Annotated in this window: 23 protein-coding genes; 10 read left to right on the top strand and 13 right to left on the bottom strand. The window is 62.2% G+C overall.

From position 1 onward, the window contains the following. Positions 1–23 precede the first annotated feature (23 nt). The 4 genes from ACQKI2_RS11100 to ACQKI2_RS11085 are packed head-to-tail and all read left to right on the top strand — an operon-like array spanning position 24 to position 1,766. Positions 24–317 carry a YggT family protein gene (locus tag ACQKI2_RS11100; RefSeq protein ID WP_035602827.1) on the top strand — a complete coding sequence of 98 codons (294 nt, stop codon included), beginning with the start codon at positions 24–26 and terminating at the stop codon, positions 315–317. A gap of 30 nt (positions 318–347) precedes the next feature. Then, positions 348–653 carry a DUF167 family protein gene (locus ACQKI2_RS11095; RefSeq protein WP_427379738.1) on the top strand — a complete coding sequence of 102 codons (306 nt, stop codon included), beginning with the start codon at positions 348–350 and terminating at the stop codon, positions 651–653. Then, positions 634–1,521 (top strand): bifunctional methylenetetrahydrofolate dehydrogenase/methenyltetrahydrofolate cyclohydrolase FolD, encoded by an 888-nt coding sequence (gene folD / locus ACQKI2_RS11090; RefSeq protein WP_427379737.1) that lies wholly within the window; start codon positions 634–636, stop codon positions 1,519–1,521. The genes ACQKI2_RS11095 and folD overlap by 20 nt, the downstream gene beginning before the upstream one ends. Next, entirely contained in the window at positions 1,518–1,766 is a 249-nt protein-coding gene (locus ACQKI2_RS11085) for an HNH endonuclease (protein WP_427379736.1), read from the top strand. Before folD ends, ACQKI2_RS11085 begins: the two co-directional genes overlap by 4 nt. 75 nt (positions 1,767–1,841) lie before the next feature. On the opposite strand, the gene ACQKI2_RS11080 is transcribed toward ACQKI2_RS11085, so the two are convergent. From ACQKI2_RS11080 to sdhC, 7 genes are all read right to left on the bottom strand, one after another. Beyond that, entirely contained in the window at positions 1,842–2,243 is a 402-nt protein-coding gene (locus ACQKI2_RS11080) for a hypothetical protein (protein WP_427379735.1), read from the bottom strand. A gap of 124 nt (positions 2,244–2,367) precedes the next feature. Then, complete coding sequence (locus tag ACQKI2_RS11075) at positions 2,368–3,150, bottom strand: succinate dehydrogenase iron-sulfur subunit (RefSeq protein WP_291054546.1); 783 nt, start codon at positions 3,148–3,150, stop codon at positions 2,368–2,370. Positions 3,151–3,152: 2 nt separating this feature from the next. After that, a complete protein-coding gene (locus ACQKI2_RS11070; RefSeq protein WP_427379734.1) occupies positions 3,153–3,941 on the bottom strand; it encodes a hypothetical protein in 789 nt (262 codons plus the stop codon). Positions 3,942–3,952: 11 nt separating this feature from the next. Continuing rightward, complete coding sequence (locus tag ACQKI2_RS11065; RefSeq protein ID WP_427379733.1) at positions 3,953–4,252, bottom strand: hypothetical protein; 300 nt, start codon at positions 4,250–4,252, stop codon at positions 3,953–3,955. Between the two features lie 33 nt (positions 4,253–4,285). After that, positions 4,286–6,073: a succinate dehydrogenase flavoprotein subunit gene (gene sdhA, locus ACQKI2_RS11060; protein WP_427379732.1), complete on the bottom strand. Its 1,788-nt coding sequence runs from the start codon at positions 6,071–6,073 to the stop codon at positions 4,286–4,288. 25 nt (positions 6,074–6,098) lie between these two features. Next, positions 6,099–6,488, bottom strand: a complete 390-nt coding sequence (sdhD, locus tag ACQKI2_RS11055) for a succinate dehydrogenase, hydrophobic membrane anchor protein (RefSeq protein ID WP_051612848.1) — start codon at positions 6,486–6,488, stop codon at positions 6,099–6,101. Between the two features lie 10 nt (positions 6,489–6,498). Beyond that, complete coding sequence (sdhC, locus tag ACQKI2_RS11050) at positions 6,499–6,897, bottom strand: succinate dehydrogenase, cytochrome b556 subunit (RefSeq protein ID WP_035602712.1); 399 nt, start codon at positions 6,895–6,897, stop codon at positions 6,499–6,501. A gap of 91 nt (positions 6,898–6,988) precedes the next feature. Between sdhC and ACQKI2_RS11045 the strand changes: the two genes are divergently transcribed. Continuing rightward, positions 6,989–8,737 carry a DUF885 domain-containing protein gene (locus tag ACQKI2_RS11045; RefSeq protein ID WP_427379731.1) on the top strand — a complete coding sequence of 583 codons (1,749 nt, stop codon included), beginning with the start codon at positions 6,989–6,991 and terminating at the stop codon, positions 8,735–8,737. 57 nt (positions 8,738–8,794) lie between these two features. On the opposite strand, the gene ACQKI2_RS11040 is transcribed toward ACQKI2_RS11045, so the two are convergent. Then, the gene (locus tag ACQKI2_RS11040) at positions 8,795–9,112 is read right to left on the bottom strand and encodes a hypothetical protein (protein ID WP_427379730.1); all 318 of its coding nucleotides are present in this window, start codon (positions 9,110–9,112) and stop codon (positions 8,795–8,797) included. A 90-nt stretch (positions 9,113–9,202) separates the two neighbouring features. Beyond that, complete coding sequence (locus tag ACQKI2_RS11035; RefSeq protein WP_427379729.1) at positions 9,203–9,727, bottom strand: hypothetical protein; 525 nt, start codon at positions 9,725–9,727, stop codon at positions 9,203–9,205. Between the two features lie 233 nt (positions 9,728–9,960). On the opposite strand from ACQKI2_RS11035, the gene ACQKI2_RS11030 reads away from it, so the two are divergent. The 3 genes from ACQKI2_RS11030 to ACQKI2_RS11020 all read left to right on the top strand — a co-directional run bounded on the left by ACQKI2_RS11030 (position 9,961) and on the right by ACQKI2_RS11020 (position 14,448). Next, positions 9,961–11,829: an ABC transporter ATP-binding protein gene (locus tag ACQKI2_RS11030; RefSeq protein WP_427379728.1), complete on the top strand. Its 1,869-nt coding sequence runs from the start codon at positions 9,961–9,963 to the stop codon at positions 11,827–11,829. Next, a complete protein-coding gene (locus tag ACQKI2_RS11025; RefSeq protein ID WP_427379727.1) occupies positions 11,826–12,545 on the top strand; it encodes a glutamine amidotransferase-related protein in 720 nt (239 codons plus the stop codon). The genes ACQKI2_RS11030 and ACQKI2_RS11025 overlap by 4 nt, the downstream gene beginning before the upstream one ends. Before the next feature lie 385 nt (positions 12,546–12,930). Next, positions 12,931–14,448 (top strand): phosphomannomutase/phosphoglucomutase, encoded by a 1,518-nt coding sequence (locus tag ACQKI2_RS11020; protein ID WP_427379726.1) that lies wholly within the window; start codon positions 12,931–12,933, stop codon positions 14,446–14,448. 70 nt (positions 14,449–14,518) lie between these two features. On the opposite strand, the gene ACQKI2_RS11015 is transcribed toward ACQKI2_RS11020, so the two are convergent. From ACQKI2_RS11015 to ACQKI2_RS11005, 3 genes are read right to left on the bottom strand one after another with little or no spacing between them, the layout of a single operon-like run. Continuing rightward, entirely contained in the window at positions 14,519–14,878 is a 360-nt protein-coding gene (locus tag ACQKI2_RS11015; RefSeq protein WP_427379725.1) for an EamA family transporter, read from the bottom strand. Further along, complete coding sequence (locus ACQKI2_RS11010; RefSeq protein WP_427379724.1) at positions 14,875–15,573, bottom strand: class I SAM-dependent methyltransferase; 699 nt, start codon at positions 15,571–15,573, stop codon at positions 14,875–14,877. Before ACQKI2_RS11010 ends, ACQKI2_RS11015 begins: the two co-directional genes overlap by 4 nt. Next, a complete protein-coding gene (locus tag ACQKI2_RS11005; RefSeq protein WP_427379723.1) occupies positions 15,573–16,583 on the bottom strand; it encodes a glycosyltransferase in 1,011 nt (336 codons plus the stop codon). Before ACQKI2_RS11005 ends, ACQKI2_RS11010 begins: the two co-directional genes overlap by 1 nt. An 80-nt stretch (positions 16,584–16,663) precedes the next feature. On the opposite strand from ACQKI2_RS11005, the gene ACQKI2_RS11000 reads away from it, so the two are divergent. Then, complete coding sequence (locus tag ACQKI2_RS11000; protein WP_427379722.1) at positions 16,664–18,454, top strand: hypothetical protein; 1,791 nt, start codon at positions 16,664–16,666, stop codon at positions 18,452–18,454. Between the two features lie 6 nt (positions 18,455–18,460). On the opposite strand, the gene ACQKI2_RS10995 is transcribed toward ACQKI2_RS11000, so the two are convergent. Further along, complete coding sequence (locus ACQKI2_RS10995) at positions 18,461–19,084, bottom strand: glutathione S-transferase family protein (protein ID WP_427379721.1); 624 nt, start codon at positions 19,082–19,084, stop codon at positions 18,461–18,463. 152 nt (positions 19,085–19,236) lie between these two features. Between ACQKI2_RS10995 and ACQKI2_RS10990 the strand changes: the two genes are divergently transcribed. Continuing rightward, the coding region (locus tag ACQKI2_RS10990) for a 3-hydroxyacyl-CoA dehydrogenase NAD-binding domain-containing protein (RefSeq protein ID WP_427379720.1) at positions 19,237–19,589 on the top strand (353 nt) is incomplete at its 3' end.

The following is a 19,589-nucleotide window of genomic DNA, read 5'->3' as shown; positions in this document are numbered from 1 at the left end:
GCATTCTCACGGAGACGGGTCCGATGGCCGCCATTCTCGACGTCATTCTGGTGATCCTCAACATCATCACCTGGATCATCATCATTCAGGCGATCCTGTCCTGGCTGATCACCTTCAACGTCATCAGCCTCAGCAATCCCACAGTCCGCTCCATCTGGTCGGGGCTGGAGCGGATGACCGAGCCGGTTTACCGCCCGATCCGCAACCTCCTGCCGCCGATGCAGGGGCTGGATCTGACGCCGCTGATCGTGCTGCTGATCATCTTCTTCCTGCGCCAGGTGATCGCCCGGTACGCCTATGGCCTGGTGCCGTTCTGATTTGTCCGGAACTGTCCGGATTTCTCCCAGATGCGTCACAGGCTGACCGTACGTGTCCAGCCCAAGGCCTCGGCTGACCGGCTGGAGGGCTGGGCGGCGGACGAGGCCGGGCGGCCTTTCCTGAAGCTGCGCGTCCGCGCCCTTCCGGCGGAAGGCGCAGCGAATGCGGCGGTCGAAGCGCTTGTGGCAAAAGCGCTCGGCGTGCCGAAGTCTGCCGTCAAAGTGGTGACGGGCGGAAAAAACCGCCTTAAAGGCCTCGACATCGAAGGGCCAGAAGCGCTCGCGGCCCGGATCAGCGAACTGGCAGGTGGCAGCGATGGCAGCAGTAAAGATTGACGGCACGGGCGTGGCAGCAGATGTGCGGTCTGCCGTGGCCGCAGCCGTTTCCACGCTTCCCGGGGCGCCCTGTCTTGCCGTGGTGCTTGTCGGGGAAGACCCCGCCAGCGAAGTCTATGTCCGCAACAAGGTGAAGATGACGCAGGCCGCCGGCATGGTCTCCCTCCATCACCGTTTGCCGGCCGATGCGACGCAGGGCGAAGTGGAAAGCCTGATCGAACGCCTGAACGCGGACCCGGACGTGGACGGCATTCTGCTGCAACTGCCGCTACCCAAGGGTTTGGACGCCGACGCCGCCATCGAAAAGATCGATCCGGACAAGGATGTGGACGGGCTGACGGAAGTGTCTGCCGGGCGGCTCAGCCTGGGCAAGCCGGGCCTGCGGCCGTGCACGCCGGTGGGATCGGTGATCCTCGCCAAGCGCGCGCTGGGTGAGGACCTTTCGGGGAAGAATGTGGTTGTGATCGGCCGCTCGATCCTGGTGGGCAAGCCCGCCGCGCTGCTGTTCCTGGCGGAGAATTGCACCGTCACGATTGCCCACAGCCGCACAGCAAACCTTGCCGGAGTGTGCCGGGGCGCGGACATTCTGGTGCCGGCGGTGGGCCGGCCGGAGATGGTGCGCGGCGACTGGGTGAAGCCCGGCGCGGCGGTGATCGATGTGGGCATCAACCGCGTGCCCGCGCCGGAAAAGGGCGAAGGCAAGACCAAGCTGGTGGGCGACGCGCATTATGAAAGCTGCGCCGAGGTGGCCGGGTTCATCACGCCGGTGCCGGGCGGGGTGGGGCCAATGACGATTGCCTGCCTCTTGCGCAACACTGTGCTGGCCGCCTGCGCGCGGCGCGGCTGGGCCGTGCCTGCCGGGCTGTGAGCCAGCCTTTCGCCCCGCCGGAGACGGCGCTGTTCAACACGCTATGGGAAAGCCAGGGCGGGCTGTGCGCTCTTTGTGGCCGGCCGATGCCACGCCACCGGTTTGAGGTGGCCCATGCCACGCTCTGGAAGAAACAGCGGCCGAGTTTCGATCACATCCTGGCGAAGGCGCGGGGCGGATCGGACCGGCCGGAGAATTTGCAGCTGGCGCATGCCGCATGTAACCGGCGCAAGGGGCGGGGATAGGTTCCACGCAGCACGAAGGGCCGGACGCAGCGGGGCTGGCCGGGGGATTTGGGCTGGGTTCGGAGCTGGGGGGCGCTAGGAGGTGTCGGGGTGCGTGGAGAGGGCGTAGGCCCCCTTCGTCAGGGCGCTTTGCGCCCTGCCACTTCCCCCGCAAATGCGGGGGAAGAAAAGGCGGTGCGGCTCATCAGCATTGATGATTGCGGGAACGGCGCTTGACCAGCAGGGATCGCTCCAGTGCGGGCGTGTGGGCGCGACTGGTCTGTAGGCGGAGGGGTTGGGCGCGGCGTCGCCGAGATATTCGATGCGTACCCCGCCCCACCACATCACGCGGAGCATCGCGCCGCAGCGCCCGGCGGCGCGGACTTCGTCCACGGCGCGGGCAAGCTGCCAGATCAGCACCGGCCAGAAGAAGGGATGCACGAACGCGAAATATCGCGCGAGCGCAGGTTCCTTTCTGAGGCGGGCGAGGCTGAACATCCCTCAAGCATACGCCCACTCGCCGAGGGGGTGGACAAGAAAGCCTGCAAAAAATGACAAGCCCCTGAAACCATTGGGTTCAGGGGCCTGCGGAGCCTCAATTTTTGAGGGATAGGCGACCGCTTTAAGCGACGCGCTCCACCATCATATGCTTTATTTTGGCGATGGCCTGGGCGGGGTTGAGGCCCTTGGGGCAAACCTGCGCGCAGTTCATGATCGTGTGGCAGCGATAGAGCTTGAAGGGATCTTCCAGCGCGTCGAGGCGCTCGCCGGTGGCTTCGTCGCGGCTGTCGATCAGCCAGCGATAGGCCTGCAGCAGGGCTGCGGGGCCAAGATACTTGTCGCCATTCCACCAATAGGACGGGCAGGAGGTGGAGCAGGAAGCGCAGAGGATACACTCATAGAGACCATCAAGCTTGGCGCGGTCTTCGGCAGACTGGCGCCATTCCTTCTCCGGGGTGGGCGTGGCCGTCTGCAGGAAGGGCTGCACATAGGCGTGCTGAGCGTAGAAATTCGTCAGATCCGGGATCAGATCTTTCACCACCGGCTGGCTGGGCAGCGGGGCGATGACGATCTCGCCGGAAGGAAGCTCATCAAAGCCCTTGGTGCAGGCGATGGTGTTGCGCCCGGCGATGTTCATCGCGCAGGAGCCGCACACGCCTTCGCGGCAGGAGCGGCGGAAGGCGAGGGTCGGGTCGATGTTGTTCTTGATGTAGATCAGCACGTCGAGGATCATCGTGCCGGCGCGGTCCATATCCACCCAATAGGTGTCCCAGCGCGGATTGCCGCCTTCTTCGGGGCTGTAGCGATAGATCCGGAAAGGCCGCAGATTGGTCGCGCCCTGGGGCTTCGGCCAGGTCTTGCCTTTCTTGACCTTGGAATTCTGGGGAAGGGTCAGCTGTACCATGATCAGATCCTATATTTCAAACGAGTTTCCGGCTTCCAAGGCAATCTTTTATGCTTCATGGCCGGTATTGCTTTACGTGCAAAGTTGGAAAAGGAGCGACTGTCCGTAAATGATCGAATCATGATCACGGGTGGCTTGCCGATTTCAGTCATTGCTACTTGAAGGTTGCTTTTGATGGGTCGCTTATCGGCTTTAGCCCAAAAGCGAAAGCCACCAGCCACCAGCTCATAAAACCGGAGGTCACCCTCACGAAATGAGCGAGGCGTAAGTACACCGGCAAAGTCGTCGTCCTTTAGTTTGTTGATCAAAACCGAAAATCCGCCAATTTTCGTGCTGTCCTGATGCAGTGTCGCGAGACGAAACTCTTCCGCCTTTTGACCTAGATTGGTCGCGCTCGCCTCTCGCATGCCGGATGCGTGAAACCGCCAAAGCAAAGAAGCTACAAATGTAAGGCAAGTGTCGGCATCATCTTTTGAAAGTAGGCAGGCGGACGGGTTATACTTTGTCCCGATAAAGTCTGTAGACCGTTCCACCAGCTTTGCGACTGGCTCAAAAGGTTTCAACACGTTGAATGCAGCTTGATCGATCTTAGCCAGCACCGCCTCGCCCTCAGCCGTAACGAGGTTATGGTCGTAAAGTCCCGTCCTGGAGCGCCTTAGACGCTCTCCCTTGTTGGTCCCTACTACGATCATCGGTTCGTCTGAGTCATCTTTGGGATAAAAGGATTGCGGGTAGAGGTGCGACTTGACGGGCGATCCAGACTTTTGTGTGAGCGAGCAACGAATTGTCAATTTGACCTCCCTCACTCTGTTGCCCTGCGGCGCGCTGTGATCACCGCGCCATCTGTTATGCTAAATCCGAAACCGTATCCGCCCTGACTCATGACACCCTTTTCCGAATGGCCGCTGACGGACGGCAGTATGGAAATGATGTCGTAGCCTTCTTCGTGCAGTGAGTTGCAGGCGGTCTCGATCAGGGTGGCGAGTTCTGCGAGATCCGCCTGATGCGGATCGTCGACCAGTTTCTTGCCCCGTCCGAGGAGTTTCTTCTCTTCCTTCTTCTGCTTTCCGGCGCGAACCCAGACAGTCTTGTACTGGCTCATCTGCGTACCGCGCCGGATTGCTGTTGCAGTTTATCAGTATACCCGCGCTTTCGGCTTGATGTACTCGATCTCGTTGGAGAGCGTGTAATCATGCACCGGGCGGTAATCGAGCGTGACCTTGCCGGCCTCGTCGCACCAGGCGAGGGTGTGTTTCATCCATTTCTCGTCATCGCGGCTCGAGAAGTCCTCGCGGGCGTGGGCGCCGCGGCTTTCTTCGCGGTTGGCTGCCGAGTTCACCGTGACGGCGGCCTGGCAGATCAGGTTTTCAAATTCGAGCGCTTCGACGAGATCGGTGTTCCAGATCATGCCGCGATCCTTCACGTCGATGCCCGGCAGTTTCTTGTAAACGTCTTCGATGGCATCGACGCCTTCCTTCAGCACCGAGCCGGTGCGAAACACGGCGCAGTTGGACTGCATCGCGCGCTGCATCTCGAGGCGGAGCTTGGCGACCGGCTGGTCACCGGCGGCGTTGCGCATCTTGTCGAGGCGGGCGAGGTGGGCGTCGGTGGCCGATTTGGGCAGTTCCGGCTGGCGGGCGCCGGCCTCGGTGGTGGCGCCGCAGCGCAGGCCAGCGGCGCGGCCGAAGACCACAAGGTCGATCAGCGAGTTGGAGCCGAGACGGTTTGCGCCGTGTACGGACACGCAGGCCGCTTCGCCCACAGCCATCAGGCCGGGAACGGCGGCATCGGGATCGCCGCCCTTCTTGGTGAGGACTTCGCCGTGGAAGTTGGTGGGGATGCCGCCCATATTATAATGGACGGTCGGGAGGACCGGGATCGGCTCTTTCGTGACGTCCACACCGGCGAAGATCTTCGCGGTTTCCGAAATGCCGGGCAGACGCTCATGCAGGGTTTCGGGCGAGAGGTGGTTCAGGTGGAGATAGATATGATCCTTCTCCGGACCAACGCCGCGCCCTTCGCGGATTTCCATCGTCATGGCGCGGGAGACCACATCGCGGGAGGCGAGGTCTTTGGCGGACGGGGCATAGCGCTCCATGAAGCGTTCGCCTTCGGAGTTGGTGACGTAGCCGCCTTCGCCGCGCGCGCCTTCTGTGATCAGACAGCCTGAGCCGTAGATGCCGGTGGGGTGGAACTGGACGAACTCCATATCCTGCAGCGGGAGGCCTGCGCGCAGGACCATGGCATTGCCATCGCCGGTGCAGGTGTGGGCCGAGGTGCAGGAAAAATAAGCGCGGCCATAACCGCCAGTCGCCAGGATGGTTTTCTGGGCGCGGAAGCGGTGGAGCGTGCCATCATCCAGTTTCCAGGCGGTGACACCGCGGCAGACGCCATCTTCATCCATGATGAGATCAAGCGCGAAATACTCGATGAAGAATTCGGTCTCTTCGCGCACGCACTGGCCATAGAGGGTGTGCAGCATGGCGTGGCCGGTCCGGTCAGCCGCTGCGCAGGTGCGCTGGACGGGGCCTTCGCCGAAATTGCGGGTCATGCCGCCGAAGGCGCGCTGGTAGATCTTGCCTTCCTCGGTGCGCGAGAAGGGCATGCCCCAATGCTCCAGCTCGTAAACGGCGGCGGGGGCGTTGCGGACGAGGTATTCGATCGCGTCCTGGTCGCCGAGCCAGTCGGAGCCCTTGACGGTGTCGTACATGTGCCACTGCCAGCTGTCCTCGGACATGTTGCCGAGCGAGGCGGCGATACCGCCCTGGGCGGCAACCGTGTGGGAGCGGGTGGGGAAGACCTTGGTGATGCAGGCAGTGCGCAGGCCGGCCTGCGCCGCGCCAAGCGCAGCGCGGAGACCGGAGCCGCCGGCGCCGACCACGACCACGTCATAGGTATGATCAATCCAGTTATAGCTGCTCATTTTATCTGTCTCTTCTTCGCGTATCTCAACCAGCAATCCAGATCTGAACCACGGCCATGGCCACGGCGACGAACATCGCGATCGCGGCAAAGGTGTTCAGGATAAGGAGAGTAGTGCGCATGCCGGTTTTGGCGATGTAGTCTTCGATGATCACCTGCATGCCGAGGCGCATGTGGTAGGACACGGCGCCGGCGGTGAGGATGAGGAGGGTGGCGTGCAGGGGCTGGGCGACCCAGGCCCGGGCGCCGTCATAGCCGGCGCTGGAGATGCTGATGATGGCATAGAGGGCGAGGGGCACCAGGATCAGCAGGGCGAGCGCGGCAACGCGCAGGCGGATATGGTGCGCCGTGCCGGATTTGGCAGAGCCGAGACCGCGGGCGGCCTTGGTGGGGGTCAGGAACTGGCCTTGTGACATGGGGGCCTCCTCAGAACGCGCCGGCGGCAAACATCAGCGCAACGGCGCCGAGGATGGCCAGGAAGTAGATGATGGTGGACACGGTGCTGGCGACCTTCGGCGAGAAGCCGATGCCGGGACCATCCCAGACCAGATGGCGGATGCCGTTGAAGAGGTGGAACATCACCGCGACCGCCCAGAGGAACAGGATGATCTTGCCGGGGATGGAGGTGATGATCCCCTGCATAGCGGCGAAGGCATCCGGGCTGATGGCGAGCGCCACAAGCCAGGCGGCGATCAGGAAGGTGCCGAAATACAGGGCTGCCCCCGTGATCCGGTGGGTGATCGAAGCAAGCATCGTGACGTGGTAGCGCCAGATCTGCAGGTGCGGGGACAGGGGGCGCGTGGCGGCGCGCTGCGGTCCGGACATGGGGGTGTTCCTCGCGTGCAATGGGAAGCTGGTATCCGCTTCTACGAGCCTCTAGGGTCGTGTCAACGCAGGCACTCGTGGGAGCGACAAATTGAAACCGGCTGTTCTGGCGCTTTTGCTCCTGTCTCTCGCCCCGGTTGCCCTTGCGGCGCCCGCAGACCCGCTGGACGCGCTGGTGACCGCATATGAAGCGCATACACGCCAGGGAGACCCCGATCAGGCCGCCGATGCAGACGCCGCGCTGGTGAGCCGGTGGCGGGATGTTTCGCCTGAAGCGCTGGCGGCGCGGGCGGCCAAGGCAAGCGCCCTGCTGGCTGAAATCGAGGCAGCAGAGACCGGCCGGACGCTGGATCAGGCGATCCTGACGCGGCTGCTGGCCGATGAAATCCGCGAAGTGACCTATGATTCGGCCCGCATCCCCTTCACCGGGGACTGGGGCTTTCAGGCAGAGCCGGTATTTGCCGCGATGCGCCTGCGGGTGCGCACGGTGGCCGAGGCCGAAGCCTGGATTGCGCGGCTGAATGATGTGCCCCGCTATTTTGCGCAGAACCGGGCCAACATGACGCGCGGGATCGAGACAGGCTGGACCGCCCATGCCGACCCGCTGAACACCGCGCGGGCGCAGATCGAAGCGCAGATTACCGGCGATGTGGCCGCCAGTGAGCTTTACCGGCCACTAGCGGAGATGAGTGATTCGGTGGATGCAGAGTCCAGATCCCGGCTTCAGGCCGAGGGGCTGGCAGCGGCGGCGCGCGCCATCGGCGCCTATCGCGAGACACTGGCCTATATAGATGAGACCTATGCCCCGGCCGCGCGGCAGGGCGCCGGGATTGCCGGGCTGGACGGCGGGCGCGAGGTCTATGCCGCGCTGGTGGAGGCCCATACGGCGGGGGCGGGCTATTCGCCCGAGGAGATCCACGCCATCGGCCTGGAAGAAGTGGCCCGCATCCGGGCGGCGATGGAGGCGATCATTGCCGATACCGGCTTTGAGGGCAGCTTTGCCGATTTCCTGGTCTTCCTGCGCACCGATCCGCAATTCTATGCGCAGAGCGCGGCAGAGCTGATGCATGCGGCCAAGCATATCGCCGCGCGGCTCGACGCGATGCTGCCGGACTATTTCAATCTGCTGCCGCGCCTGGGCTATACCGTCGAGCCGGTGCCCGCCTCGATCGCGCCGGGATACACGTCCGGGCGGTATATGTCGGGGGATCCGGGCGAGGGGCGGCTGGGGGCCTATCTGGTCAATACCTATGCCCTTGACCAGCGCCCGCTTTACGAATTGCCGGCGCTTTCGGCGCATGAAGCCGTGCCGGGGCACCATCTGCAGATTGCGCTGGCGCAGGAGATGCAGGCGCAGCCCTGGTTCCGGCAGAACTATTATGCCACCGCCTTCGGGGAGGGCTGGGGGCTTTATGCCGAATATCTGGCCAGCGAGGCCGGCCTGATGGAGACGCCGTATGAACAGTTCGGCGCCCTCTCCATGGAGATGTGGCGGGCGTGCCGGCTGGTCTCGGACACCGGGCTGCACTGGTATGGCTGGAGCCGGGAAGAGGCGGAGACCTGCTTCAAGGAAAATACCGCGCTGGCCCCGCTCAACATCCAGACCGAGGTGACGCGCTACATCGGCTGGCCGGGGCAGGCGACAGCCTACAAGATCGGCGAGCTGAAAATCCGCGCGCTGCGGGCCGAGGCGGAAGCGGCGCTGGGCGAGCGTTTCGACATCCGCGCCTTCCATGATGTGGTGCTGGGGCAGGGCGCTGTGCCGATGGACGCGCTGGAGATGCAGGTGAAGGCCTGGATTGCGGCGAAGGCTGCGGGGGATGTTCCGGCAGCCCCTTAGGTTGAACCCAAGAAAGAGGATCGAGACGATCCGTACAGTTTCTAATCAGAAACGATGTTAATGCACGGATGCTTCAACGCAGCCTTGCTCCATGCCGCTAGCAAGGGCTATTTTCGCGTCGCTCGGGTCACTTGCTGACCACTCTTTAAAAGTGTCTACCATTTCAGGCCGATATTTGGCGATCCATTTGCCGATGCGCTCAATAGAATACACCTCAAGCCAATTTGCGTTTTCCCAACGCAAAACAAATTGTTTTACCGCATCAATGGCAACATCCCGGGAAGCGGGATCACCGAAAGAACGGTTAAGAGTCGCGCGGTCGCTCGGGCGAAAAGTGCCCAATCGAGAAACCAGCATTGCAATGTCTTTAGACACGGACAACTCCCAATGGTGTTTGTTGCTACCTTAATGTTAGTCAATAAGCTTGCGCAACAATTAAGGGCACATAATCCTCATATAGATACGCTATTCGTAGTCAACGATTAGAGAGACCCCTAGTTCCCTAAACCGAGCGGCAACATTATCGAGTTGCTGTTTTTCGGGAGGTTTCTGTCTGCAATATCGCCCCGAATTAGCATTTATGACCCAAGTAACGACGTTATTTTCTACCTCATCAAATGCTAGCTCGCCAGCAATTCTAGCGCTGCCTTCATTTAACAGTGTCGGGTGCCCGAGCTTCTTTTCCTCGGAAGGATGCCGAAGGCCTCGTCTGCGGGGATAGCCTGAGTAAACTCCCTCAGGCTCTTCTATTGCGAGTTCCTCTACGGCAACAACAATTTTTCCAGCCTCATCCATAGCCCAAATATAGCTTTTGGCACTCAAAGCGCATCGCATCAGGCTCGTCTGAGCCAGTTTATCTAGGTCGCAAAGTGTTGCCGCCAAATTTGCGTTAAGTTCTGATAAGGATTTCGGGCGGCGATCCCTCTCCCAATCATCTACCTTTTCGGGAGTTCGAGGTGTGCCAAATTGAATGTCTAGCTCTTCGCTCATATCTGCGCTTTTAACGTTGTTCTTCGGCTCCAAATAACAGGCGAATGAAAATAAGCAACTTTTGGTTTAAGTCTCCTTCCTGTTTTCCAGTGCCATATAAGTGTTCCTCTTGGACCTAAAAATTCGAGAGTTCTCCGTGCCAAAGTGTATCCAATTTGTGCTCATTAAACTTGCTTCGAGGGCGGCGTTGCCACTCTTGTTCTTTCCCGCCTGCCTCTCCAAATGGGCGGGCCATGTTTCGCTTCTTTGAACGCCGTATTGATCCGTTTCCGGAGACCCAGCAGGGGCCCCCGCCCAAGGGGCTTTGGCCGTTTCTCTGGCATTATATCCGCCCGGCGGCACCCGGGCTGATCCTGATGTCTCTCTTCACTGCGCTGATCGCGGTGGGGGAGGTGGCGCTGTTTGGCTTTCTGGGCGGGATTGTCGACTGGCTGGCCGCCGCCGACCGGGAGGGCTTCCTGCAGCGCGAAGGCGGCACGCTGGCCGTCATGGGCGCCGTGCTGCTGATCGGCCTGCCGCTGGCGACGCTGATCCATGGGCTCATCGTCTATCAGGGCCTGATGGGCAACGTACCGATGAGCGCGCGCTGGCGGATGCACCGCCAGATGCTGGGCCAGTCCATGGGCTTTTTCGGCAACGAGTTTGCCGGCCGCGTCGCCACCAAGGTGATGCAGACGGCATTGTCCGTGCGCGAAGTGGTGATGAAGGTGCTGGATGTCTTCGTCTTCGTGGCTGTGTACTTTATTTCGGCGCTGGTTCTGGTGTCGGCGGCCGATCCCTGGCTGATGGCGCCGTTCATTCTGTGGGCGGTGGTTTATGGCTTCATCCTGCGCTGGTTCGTGCCCCGCCTTGGCAAGATCGCCGAAGCGCAGGCCGATGCGCGCTCGATCATGACGGGCCGGATCGTTGATTCCTACACGAATATTCAGACGGTGAAGCTGTTTGCCCATTCGGGCCGTGAGGAAGACTATGCCAAGGGGTCTATGGACGGGTTCCTGCAGACGGTTTACCGCCAGATGCGGATGGTGACGGGCTTCAACGTCATCGTCTATGTCAACAATTCGCTGCTGGTGTTCCTGGTGGCCGCTGGCGGCATCTATCTGTGGATGGGCAATCTGGTGGGCGCGGGCGCGGTGGCCGCGGCTGTGGGCCTGACGCTGCGCATCAAGTCCATGTCGCAATGGATCATGTGGGAAGTGGCCAGCCTCTTCGAGAATATCGGCGTCGTCTATGATGGCATGGCGATGCTGCAGAAACCTGTGGCGGTGGAAGACCGGCCGGGCGCGGCGGCGCTGCCGCGTGTGAAGGGCGAAGTGACCTTTGAAGGCGTTACCTTCCATTATGGCAAGGGCGCGGGCGTGATCGAGGACTTGAGCCTCGCCATCCGGCCGGGCGAGAAGATCGGCCTGGTGGGCCGATCCGGCGCGGGCAAGACGACGCTGACCAGCCTGCTGCTGCGCTTCTATGATGCCGAAAGCGGGCGCATTCTGATCGATGGGCAGGACATTGCCGGGGTTACGCAGGATTCCCTCCGGGCACAGATCGGCATGGTGACGCAGGATACTTCGCTGCTGCACCGCTCGATCCGCGAGAACATCTCCTATGGCCGTCCCGAGGCGAGCGATGAGGACATCCGCATCGCCGCCGAGAAGGCAGAAGCGATGGCCTTCATCGAAACGCTGGAAGACTCCAAAGGCCGGATCGGCTTTGATGCGCATGTGGGCGAGCGCGGCGTGAAGCTGTCCGGCGGCCAGCGCCAGCGGATCGCGATTGCACGCATCTTCCTCAAGGACGCGCCGATCCTCATTCTGGATGAGGCAACCTCTGCGCTCGATTCCGAAGTGGAAGCGGCGATCCAGGACAATCTCTTCCGCCTGATGGAAGGCAAGACCGTGCTGGCGATTGCCCACAGGCTGTCGACCATTGCGCAGATGGACCGGCTGATCGTGCTGGATCAGGGGAAGATCGTGGAGCAGGGGATGCATGATGAGCTGGTCGCCGCGGGTGGTCTCTATGCGGAGCTTTGGGCCCGCCAGTCTGGCGGGTTCCTGGTGGAGCCCGAACGGATTGAGACAGAGGCAGTGACGGAACCGGCAGAATGAAGCTGACGATTGTGGAAACGGGCCTGGCGCCTGCGGCGATCCGTGACCGGTTTCCGGATTATCCCGAGATGTTCCGGCGGATGTTTGAGGCGGCCGGTGCCGGTTTCTCCTGCGAGACAGTCTCTGTGGCGCGCGGGCAGGGCCTGCCGGACCCGGCGGGGCTGGAGGCGGTGGTCTATACCGGTTCGCCGGCGGGCGTTTATGATGATGAGCCGTGGATCAGCCCGCTGATGGATTTCATCCGGGCGGGCGCGCAGGCGAAGCTGCCGCAGGTGGGCATCTGTTTCGGCCATCAGATCATGGCCGAGGCGCTGGGCGGAAAGGTCGAGAAATCTGCCAAGGGCTGGGGCGTGGGACGGCATACTTATACCGTGGCCGGAACACCTGGTTGGGCAGGCGAGGCGCAGCCCGCCATGAGCATTGCCGTCAGCCATCAGGATCAGGTGGTCGTAAAGCCAGAGGCTGCCGAGATTGTCGCCTGTTCGGCGTTCACCGAATTTGCCGGGCTCAGCTATCAGGGCTTTCCGGGGCTGAGCTTTCAGTGCCATCCGGAATTCGATCCTGAGTTTTCCGCAGCGCTCTACAGCGCGCGGCGGGGCGTGTCGCTGAGTGAAGAGACGGCAGATGCGGCGATCGCGTCGCTGGAGGGGGCGTGCGACCGCCGCTTTCTGGCGCAATGGATCGTGAGCTTCCTGAAGACTTCCTCCGGAAGCTGACGCGGGGATGCCCTATCAGCTGCCGAAACGGTAGCGGGCGCCGATGCTCAGCACGGTCTGCTTGTTCTCGACAGTCAGCGTGCCCGGAAAGTGCCGAATTGGGTTTCCCAGCCAAAGGGCGTGCCGAGGGGGATCACGGGGACCCCAGAGTGGCGGACAGGGCGCCGAAAAGGCCAATCGCAGTACAGATTTTCATGGGTTTTCTCCTGGGGTGTGGGCAGGATCTGGAGTAAAATATTTCATCTTCAATATATTACTCCTGAACTTTTGTCAGATTAAAGGCGCATTTCTCCTTTGCCCCCAGGGCGCGAATTTTGCATGGAAGAAGGCGAGACATTTGCGGGCGCCGCGCGCCGCGCCAGAACCATTTTTACGGAGAGACATCATGTTGCCCAAACCGCTTGCCGATATTGCCCCCAACACGCTGGAATTCGAGATTCTGCCGCTGGTGAAACCGACGGGCTTCCGGGAGTATGACGCGCGCTGGTGGTTTAACGGCATTGGTCATGCCAAGGCGCCGGAGCTGAACCTCACAGGCGTGCAGGCGCTTGGCCTCGGTATGGCCACCCTGTTCCATGAGCTGGGCGTGAAGCCCACGGTGGTGACCGGGCATGATTTCCGCTCGATCAGCCAGCCGATCAAGAATGCGCTGACACTCGGCATGGTGGCCGGGGGCTGCGAGGTGCTGGATGTGGGGCTGGCGCTTTCGCCGATGGTTTACTGGAGCCAGTTCGAGCTGGATGCGGCGTGCTGCGCCATGGTCACGGCTTCGCATAACGAGAATGGCTGGACCGGTGTGAAGATGGGCGCCAACCGCCCGCTGACCTTCGGGCCCGAAGAGATGGGCCGCCTGAAAGAGATCGTCATGGGCGGCAAGTTCGAGGTGCGCGCGGGCGGCACGCATCGCCGCATCGACGGCATCCGCGAGAAATACATTCAGGCGATCATCGGTGACACGAAGCTGAAGCGGAAGCTGAAGGTGGTGGCCGCCTGCGGCAATGGCACGGCCGGCGCCTTTGCGGGCGACGTGCTGCGCGGGATTGGCGCGGAGGTGATCGAGATGGACTGCAATCTCGACATGACCTTCCCGAAATATAATCCGAACCCGGAAGATCATGAAATGCTGCACGAGATGTCGCTGGCAGCCAAGGAACATGGCGCGGATGTCGTTCTCGGCTTTGACGGCGATGGCGACCGGTGCGGCGTGGTGGACAATACCGGCGAAGAGATCTTTGCCGACAAGATCGGCCTGATGCTGGCGCGCGATCTTTCCAAGCATTACCCGAACGCGAAATTCGTGGTCGATGTGAAATCCACCGGTCTCTACAAGACCGATCCTGTGCTGAAGGCGAATGGCGCGACTGTGGACTATTACAAGACCGGCCATTCCTACATCAAACGCCGCACCACAGAGCTGGGCGCGCTGGCGGGCTTTGAAAAGTCCGGCCACTTCTTCTTCCGCCCGCCGATCGGGCTTGGCTATGATGACGGCCTGATTGCCGCCAAGGCGGTGCTGGAGATGCTGGACCGCAATCCCGGCCGCACGATGGCCGATCTCAAATCAGAGCTGGGCGTGGCCTACACCTCGCTGACGATGGCCGCTCATTGCGGCGACGAGGTGAAGTATGGGGTCGTCGACCGTATGGTCGAGGAATACAAATCTCTCGATGGCAAGGAAATCCTTGGGCGGAAGGTTGTCGAGGTGAACACCGTCAACGGCGCCCGCGTGACGCTGGAGGATGGCTCCTGGGTACTGGTGCGCGCCTCATCCAACAAGCCGGAGCTGGTGGTTGTGGTGGAATCCATGGCCAGCGAGGCGGACATGAAAGACCTCTTCCACAAGGAAGTGAAGCCGCGCCTCGGCAAACATCCCGAAGTCGGCGCGTATAATCAGGAAATCTGAGCGCCGCTTTCCGGCCAGATGACAAAAGCCCGCTCGGATCGAGCGGGCTTTTCATCATATGTGGCTGGTGTCAGGACCAGAGCGTTGCCAGGCCGGCAACCACCAGCCCCATACCGATGAAATATCTGGCGTTCAGTGGTTCGCCGAACCAGAAGTGCGCCAGCACGGGCACGATCACGAAGGTCAGTGCCATGAAGGAATAGGCATAAGACAGGGGCACGGTCTTCAGCACATAGACCCAGATCAGCGTTCCGGCCCCGTAGAGCGTCAGCGCGCCCAGAAAAGCCGGGCTGAGGATTGCCGCCTGCACCGGAACCGGCGGATAGGCAGCCAGCTTCTGGCCGGTTATCTTGAACATCACCTGACCCACGCCAATCAGGAGCGGCGTCAACACCAGCAGGCCCAGGACATGCAGGGGCAGCGCTTTCACGGCGCAATATCCTCGCGGTAATAGATGTCCCGGCCAATCTGGCGGATATGGTAGCCCTCGGGAACCGGCATCATGGCGCGCAGAAAGCTGTGTGTGTACGGAAAGAAGTTGACGTGCGGGTTGAAGGTGTAGCGATACTCGCGCTCGCGTGGCACCACGATGATGAGGCGGCGGCGCGCCACCCGCCGCAACTCGGCGATAGCGGCGCGATAGTCGACGATATGCTCGATCACATGCGTGCAGATGACTGTATCAAAGGCCTTGTTGAGGAAGGGGAGGGCTTCGACCTTGGCGGCGAAATACTCTATGCCCTCGTCCTTCAGCGCAGGGTCGATCACGAAATCCACGCCCGCCAGCCCCTTCAGGCCGGGCCGCGCCTGCTGCACACGGCGCAGCAGCGCGCCCGTGCCGCAGCCGACATCCACAGCGCTTTCGCCGGCAATGTCCGCCGTGATGGCGGCGATGCAGGCATCCGAATTATCGGTCTCTTCATGGACGCGCGGGTGTTTGCGATAGAGCGCTTCGTATTCCTCATCCGTGAGGAAGGCGGCGCGTTCGCGGAAGCGGGCGAGTTCGGTCACGTGACGGCCCCAGGCCATGGAGGCGGCGGCGCGAAACAGGCCGGAATCCCGCAAGGCAGCCGGGAGGATGTCCTCAAGCACATACCGTATACGGTTGGTTGTTTCGCGGCGCATCAGAAGCCGGTGCTCCGGAATGGCGCGGGCATTTCGCGGTCGTCGATAGGCTGGGCGCCGGGAAAGGTGCGCTCGCCGCGGGCGGGCGCCTGTGACAGGTAGAAGATGCGTTTCTGCTCGATCCGCGCGCGTGAGACAGAATCAAGGATGATGCCGCAGGAGAGCGACAGCATTGCCCCGACCATCAGCGTCATGGCGAGCATCACCGTTGGCACGCGATTGACGAGCCCGGTCGCAAAGAACTCCAGCGTGATCGGCACCATCAGGATCGTGCAGGCGGCAAACAGCGCCGCGGCGATCCACCCGAAGAAGGCGAAAGGTTTCGTCTCCTTCATCAGCATCGCCATCATCGACAGGATGCGCAGGCCATCGCGAAAGGTGGACAGCTTGCTGGCCGATCCCTCAACGCGGCGGCCATAGTCAAATTCGATTTCGGTGACCGGAAGACGCAAGGTAGATGCGTGTACGGACATTTCCGTTTCGATTTCAAAGCCCGCCGAATTGGCCGGGAAGCTCTTGGCGAAACGGCGCGTGAATACACGGTAGCCGGAGAAGATGTCCGTGAACTCGCGCCCGAATATGGCCTGATAGACGCGGTTGAACAGATGGTTGCCGAAAGCGTGGCCCTTGCGCCCGGCGTCTTCCGTGATGTTTCGGCGGGTTCCCACGACCATGTCGGCACGGTCCGCGATCAGTGCGTCGATCATGCGGGGCGCAGCAGCCGCATCATATGTGCCGTCGCCATCTGCCATGACGTAGATGTCGGCCTCGATGTCGGCGAACATCTGGCGCACCACATTGCCCTTGCCCTGACGCCGGCAAGTGATGACCGTGGCGCCGGCCAGCGCGGCTTCCTGCGCGGTGTTGTCTGTGGAGTTGTTGTCATAGACATAGATGCGCGCGCCGGGCAGCACCTTGCGGAAGCTGATGACCACCGATGCGATCGACAAACCCTCATTGTAGCAGGGCAGCAGTACGGCGAGGCTGTAGCGGCTGGTGTCCGGGGTCATCGCGTTCAGTCTTTAGTGAGTGTTTTCAAGCTATAGACCGGCACAGGTTAAGTTAGCCTTGCAGGAAGGGCAGTTTCCCGATGACGGCGCCAGCACGCCCTGCCAGCCCCCTTGAAACCGCAACCATTAAACGCCGGGCGGGCCTGGTCCTGTTCCTGGCCGTCTGCGCGAGCCTGACGATTGTAAGCCTGCTGACGGGAGGCTTCGGCCGGATCGGCCCGGACGGCGATGACGTCATGCGCCTGGTTGAGGTGCGCGATCTGCTTGAAGGGCAAGCCTGGTTTGATCTTTCTCAGCGCCGGCTCGGACCGGACGGGGGCACGCTGATGCACTGGTCGCGGCTGGTGGATCTGCCGATTGCGGCCATCGCCTTGATTCTGACGCCGCTTCTGGGAACCGATGGCGCGCTGAGCGTGGCCATCACGATCTGGCCATTTGCAAGTGTACTGATGGTTACATCCGGGCTTGTGCTCGGGGCCCGTTCGCTTGGCGGGCGCGGCGTGCTGTTGTTCACCTGCCTGCTGGGCTTTGCTGTTCTTTTCCGCCATTTCCGTTTCCTGCCGGGCGCCATCGATCATCATAACGTCCAGCTTGGCCTGATGATGATTTCTGCCGCAGCGCTGGTGGCGCGGGAGCGGCCTGCGGCGCCGATGGCACTTTCCGGGGCATGTCTTGCCCTCGCTGCCGCAGTCGGGGTGGAGGTACATCTCTTTGTTGCCGCCCTGGCGGCCTTCGTGGCGCTGGACTGGGCGGTGGCCGGCGCGCCCGCCCAGCGCGGCGCCGTTGTATTTGGCGCAAGCTTTGCCGCCGTTATGGCGGCCACATTCCTGGCCACCGTGCCGCCCCTCGATTACGGGATTGCCCGCTGCGATGCGCATTCTTCCGTTACATTGCTTGCAGGTCTCGGCGGCGGGGCCGCATTTGCGCTGGCCGCGCGGCTTGCTTCGGAAAAAACGTTCAGAACCCGGCTGATGGCCCTTGCCGGGGTGGCGGCGCTCTGCGCCGTGCTGGTGGGGGTGGCCGGCCCGGAATGCCTCGGCAATCCCCTGAACGCCCTGTCGGCGCAGGCGCGGGAACTCTGGCTGGCGCGCGTCGATGAGGCGCGCCCGACGCTGGCCCTTCTGGTGGGGCACCTGGATGAAGTGCTGTTCCGCATGGGCACCCAGATCGCAGGGCTCTGCGCCGCGCTCTGGATGGTCGGGCAGGGCAGGGACCGGCGCGCCAGGCTGCTTTTTGTCCTTCTGCTGACGGTTTCGCTGCTGTTTGCGTTTTACCAGACCCGTTTCTATGTCTTCGGCCAATTGTTCGCCGTGCTGCCGCTGGCGGTGCTCGCAGCGCGGGTGCAGGCCGGTGAGGCAGGCCCCGGCTGGCCGCGTCTGGCTTATCTGGGCGTGCTGCTGGTGTCGCTGCCCGTGGTCTGGGGCGTGGCCGGAAAACTGCTAGGCCCATCCGATGCGCCGCCCCTTGCAGAACTGGCCGCAGAAGCCGCCACCGCGTGTGATCCGGAGGGCACCTATGCGCGGCTGAACACCCTGCCGCCTGGCCGCATCCTGGCGCCTGCGTCCGACGCGCCGGGGCTGTTGCTCGAGACCCGCCACAGCGTTCTCTATGGCCACTATCACCGCAACACGGCAGGGATCGATACGGCCCTGACCATTTTCACCGCCGCGCCCGAAGACGCCCATGCCGGCCTGCTCGATGCCCGTGTGGATTATCTGCTCGTCTGCCGCGCCGATGCCGACATTCAGTTTTTTGCCGGGCACGCGCCGGAGGGCCTCATCGCCGGGATATTGCGGGGGGACGTTCCGCCCTGGCTCACGCCGGCTGGTTCTGATGGTCCGGCGGATATCTACCGCGTCAGCGAGCGTTGAAATTTGTCAGGCTGACGGGCCGTATTCGGGGATGGCGGCGTCGTCGAGTTCTGCGGCGCGCCGGGCTGCCGGGCGCGACTGGATGCGGTCGAGATAGGCGGCAATCCTGGGTGTAGCCGGGATGGAGCCGAACTGGGTGGCCCAGCCGATATGCGAGCCGGCATAGACATCGAGCGCGGAGAATTTGCCGCCCAGCATGTAGCCGGTTTCCGGAACGAGGCTCAGCAGCACATCAAGCGCGCGCTCAAACGTGCCATAGCCGGCCATGCGGGATTGCTCCGGCGTTACCTGAACGCCGAGGGCGGCATTGACATTGGCCTGTTCCCAGGGGCCGGCGGCGAACATCATCCAGCGGTAATAGCTGGCCCGGCCTGCCAGCGGCGGGGCGAGGCCGGCCTCCGGAAAGGCGTCTGCCAGATAGAGGCAGATGGCGCCGCATTCGGTGACAGCCTGGCCGTTGTGGACAATGGCGGGCACTTTACGCATCGGATTAACGGCGGCATAGGCGGCGCTGTTCATCTCGTCGCCATAGCGGAGGAAGCGGGTTTCATAGGGCGCGCCGGTTTCCTCCAGCATCCAGCGGATGATCCGCCCGCGGGACATGGGATTGGTATAGAAAACAAGACTCATCGGCCCCTCCGATCGTTCACGTTTTGATCTTGGCGCTTTTGTCCTGCTCCGTCAATCCGGTCTTTCCCCACGGCAATCTCCTCTTGATTCCGCCGCTCAAAAAATGCACCCCGCCAGCATCTGCCTCGCTTCAAGAGTGTTGAGGGAATCCCATGCGTGTTGCGATTATTGGTACGGGCTATGTAGGGCTTGTGTCTGGGGCCTGTTTTGCTGATTTCGGGCATACGGTGACCTGTGTGGACAAGGATGCCGGCAAGATCGAGAAGCTGAAGGCGGGCGTCATGCCGATCTATGAGCCCGGCCTCGACGCTCTGGTGGCGAGCAATGTCAAGGAAGAGCGGTTGTTCTTCACGACCGATGCCCGCGAAGCGATCAAGGGCGCCGATGCGGTGTTCATCGCGGTGGGCACGCCCTCGCGCCGCGGCGATGGCCATGCCGACCTCTCCTATGTCTATGGCGCGGCCGAAGAGATTGCCGGGCTGATGGACGGGTTCACCGTCATCGT

Source organism: Hyphomonas sp. NPDC076881, assembly GCF_050269995.1.
Taxonomy (GTDB): domain Bacteria; phylum Pseudomonadota; class Alphaproteobacteria; order Caulobacterales; family Hyphomonadaceae; genus Hyphomonas.
Note: the sequence above shows the minus strand (reverse complement) of the source record. Positions and strands in the feature narration are given on the sequence as shown.

Bases quoted from the DNA above. Each gene is read 5' to 3' on its own strand.
- sdhA (WP_427379732.1), bottom strand. From the start codon at position 6,073: ATGAGCAGCTATAACTGGATTGATCATACCTATGACGTGGTCGTGGTC.
- ACQKI2_RS11035 (WP_427379729.1), bottom strand. From the start codon at position 9,727: ATGAGCGAAGAGCTAGACATTCAATTTGGCACACCTCGAACTCCCGAA.
- ACQKI2_RS11075 (WP_291054546.1), bottom strand. From the start codon at position 3,150: ATGGTACAGCTGACCCTTCCCCAGAATTCCAAGGTCAAGAAAGGCAAG.
- folD (WP_427379737.1), top strand. From the start codon at position 634: ATGGCAGCAGTAAAGATTGACGGCACGGGCGTGGCAGCAGATGTGCGG.
- ACQKI2_RS11005 (WP_427379723.1), bottom strand. From the start codon at position 16,583: ATGACCCCGGACACCAGCCGCTACAGCCTCGCCGTACTGCTGCCCTGC.
- ACQKI2_RS11030 (WP_427379728.1), top strand. From the start codon at position 9,961: ATGTTTCGCTTCTTTGAACGCCGTATTGATCCGTTTCCGGAGACCCAG.
- ACQKI2_RS11080 (WP_427379735.1), bottom strand. From the start codon at position 2,243: ATGTTCAGCCTCGCCCGCCTCAGAAAGGAACCTGCGCTCGCGCGATAT.
- ACQKI2_RS11000 (WP_427379722.1), top strand. From the start codon at position 16,664: ATGACGGCGCCAGCACGCCCTGCCAGCCCCCTTGAAACCGCAACCATT.
- sdhD (WP_051612848.1), bottom strand. From the start codon at position 6,488: ATGTCACAAGGCCAGTTCCTGACCCCCACCAAGGCCGCCCGCGGTCTC.
- ACQKI2_RS11025 (WP_427379727.1), top strand. From the start codon at position 11,826: ATGAAGCTGACGATTGTGGAAACGGGCCTGGCGCCTGCGGCGATCCGT.
- sdhC (WP_035602712.1), bottom strand. From the start codon at position 6,897: ATGTCCGGACCGCAGCGCGCCGCCACGCGCCCCCTGTCCCCGCACCTG.
- ACQKI2_RS11095 (WP_427379738.1), top strand. From the start codon at position 348: ATGCGTCACAGGCTGACCGTACGTGTCCAGCCCAAGGCCTCGGCTGAC.
- ACQKI2_RS10995 (WP_427379721.1), bottom strand. From the start codon at position 19,084: ATGAGTCTTGTTTTCTATACCAATCCCATGTCCCGCGGGCGGATCATC.
- ACQKI2_RS11010 (WP_427379724.1), bottom strand. From the start codon at position 15,573: ATGCGCCGCGAAACAACCAACCGTATACGGTATGTGCTTGAGGACATC.
- ACQKI2_RS11100 (WP_035602827.1), top strand. From the start codon at position 24: ATGGCCGCCATTCTCGACGTCATTCTGGTGATCCTCAACATCATCACC.
- ACQKI2_RS11065 (WP_427379733.1), bottom strand. From the start codon at position 4,252: ATGAGCCAGTACAAGACTGTCTGGGTTCGCGCCGGAAAGCAGAAGAAG.
- ACQKI2_RS11020 (WP_427379726.1), top strand. From the start codon at position 12,931: ATGTTGCCCAAACCGCTTGCCGATATTGCCCCCAACACGCTGGAATTC.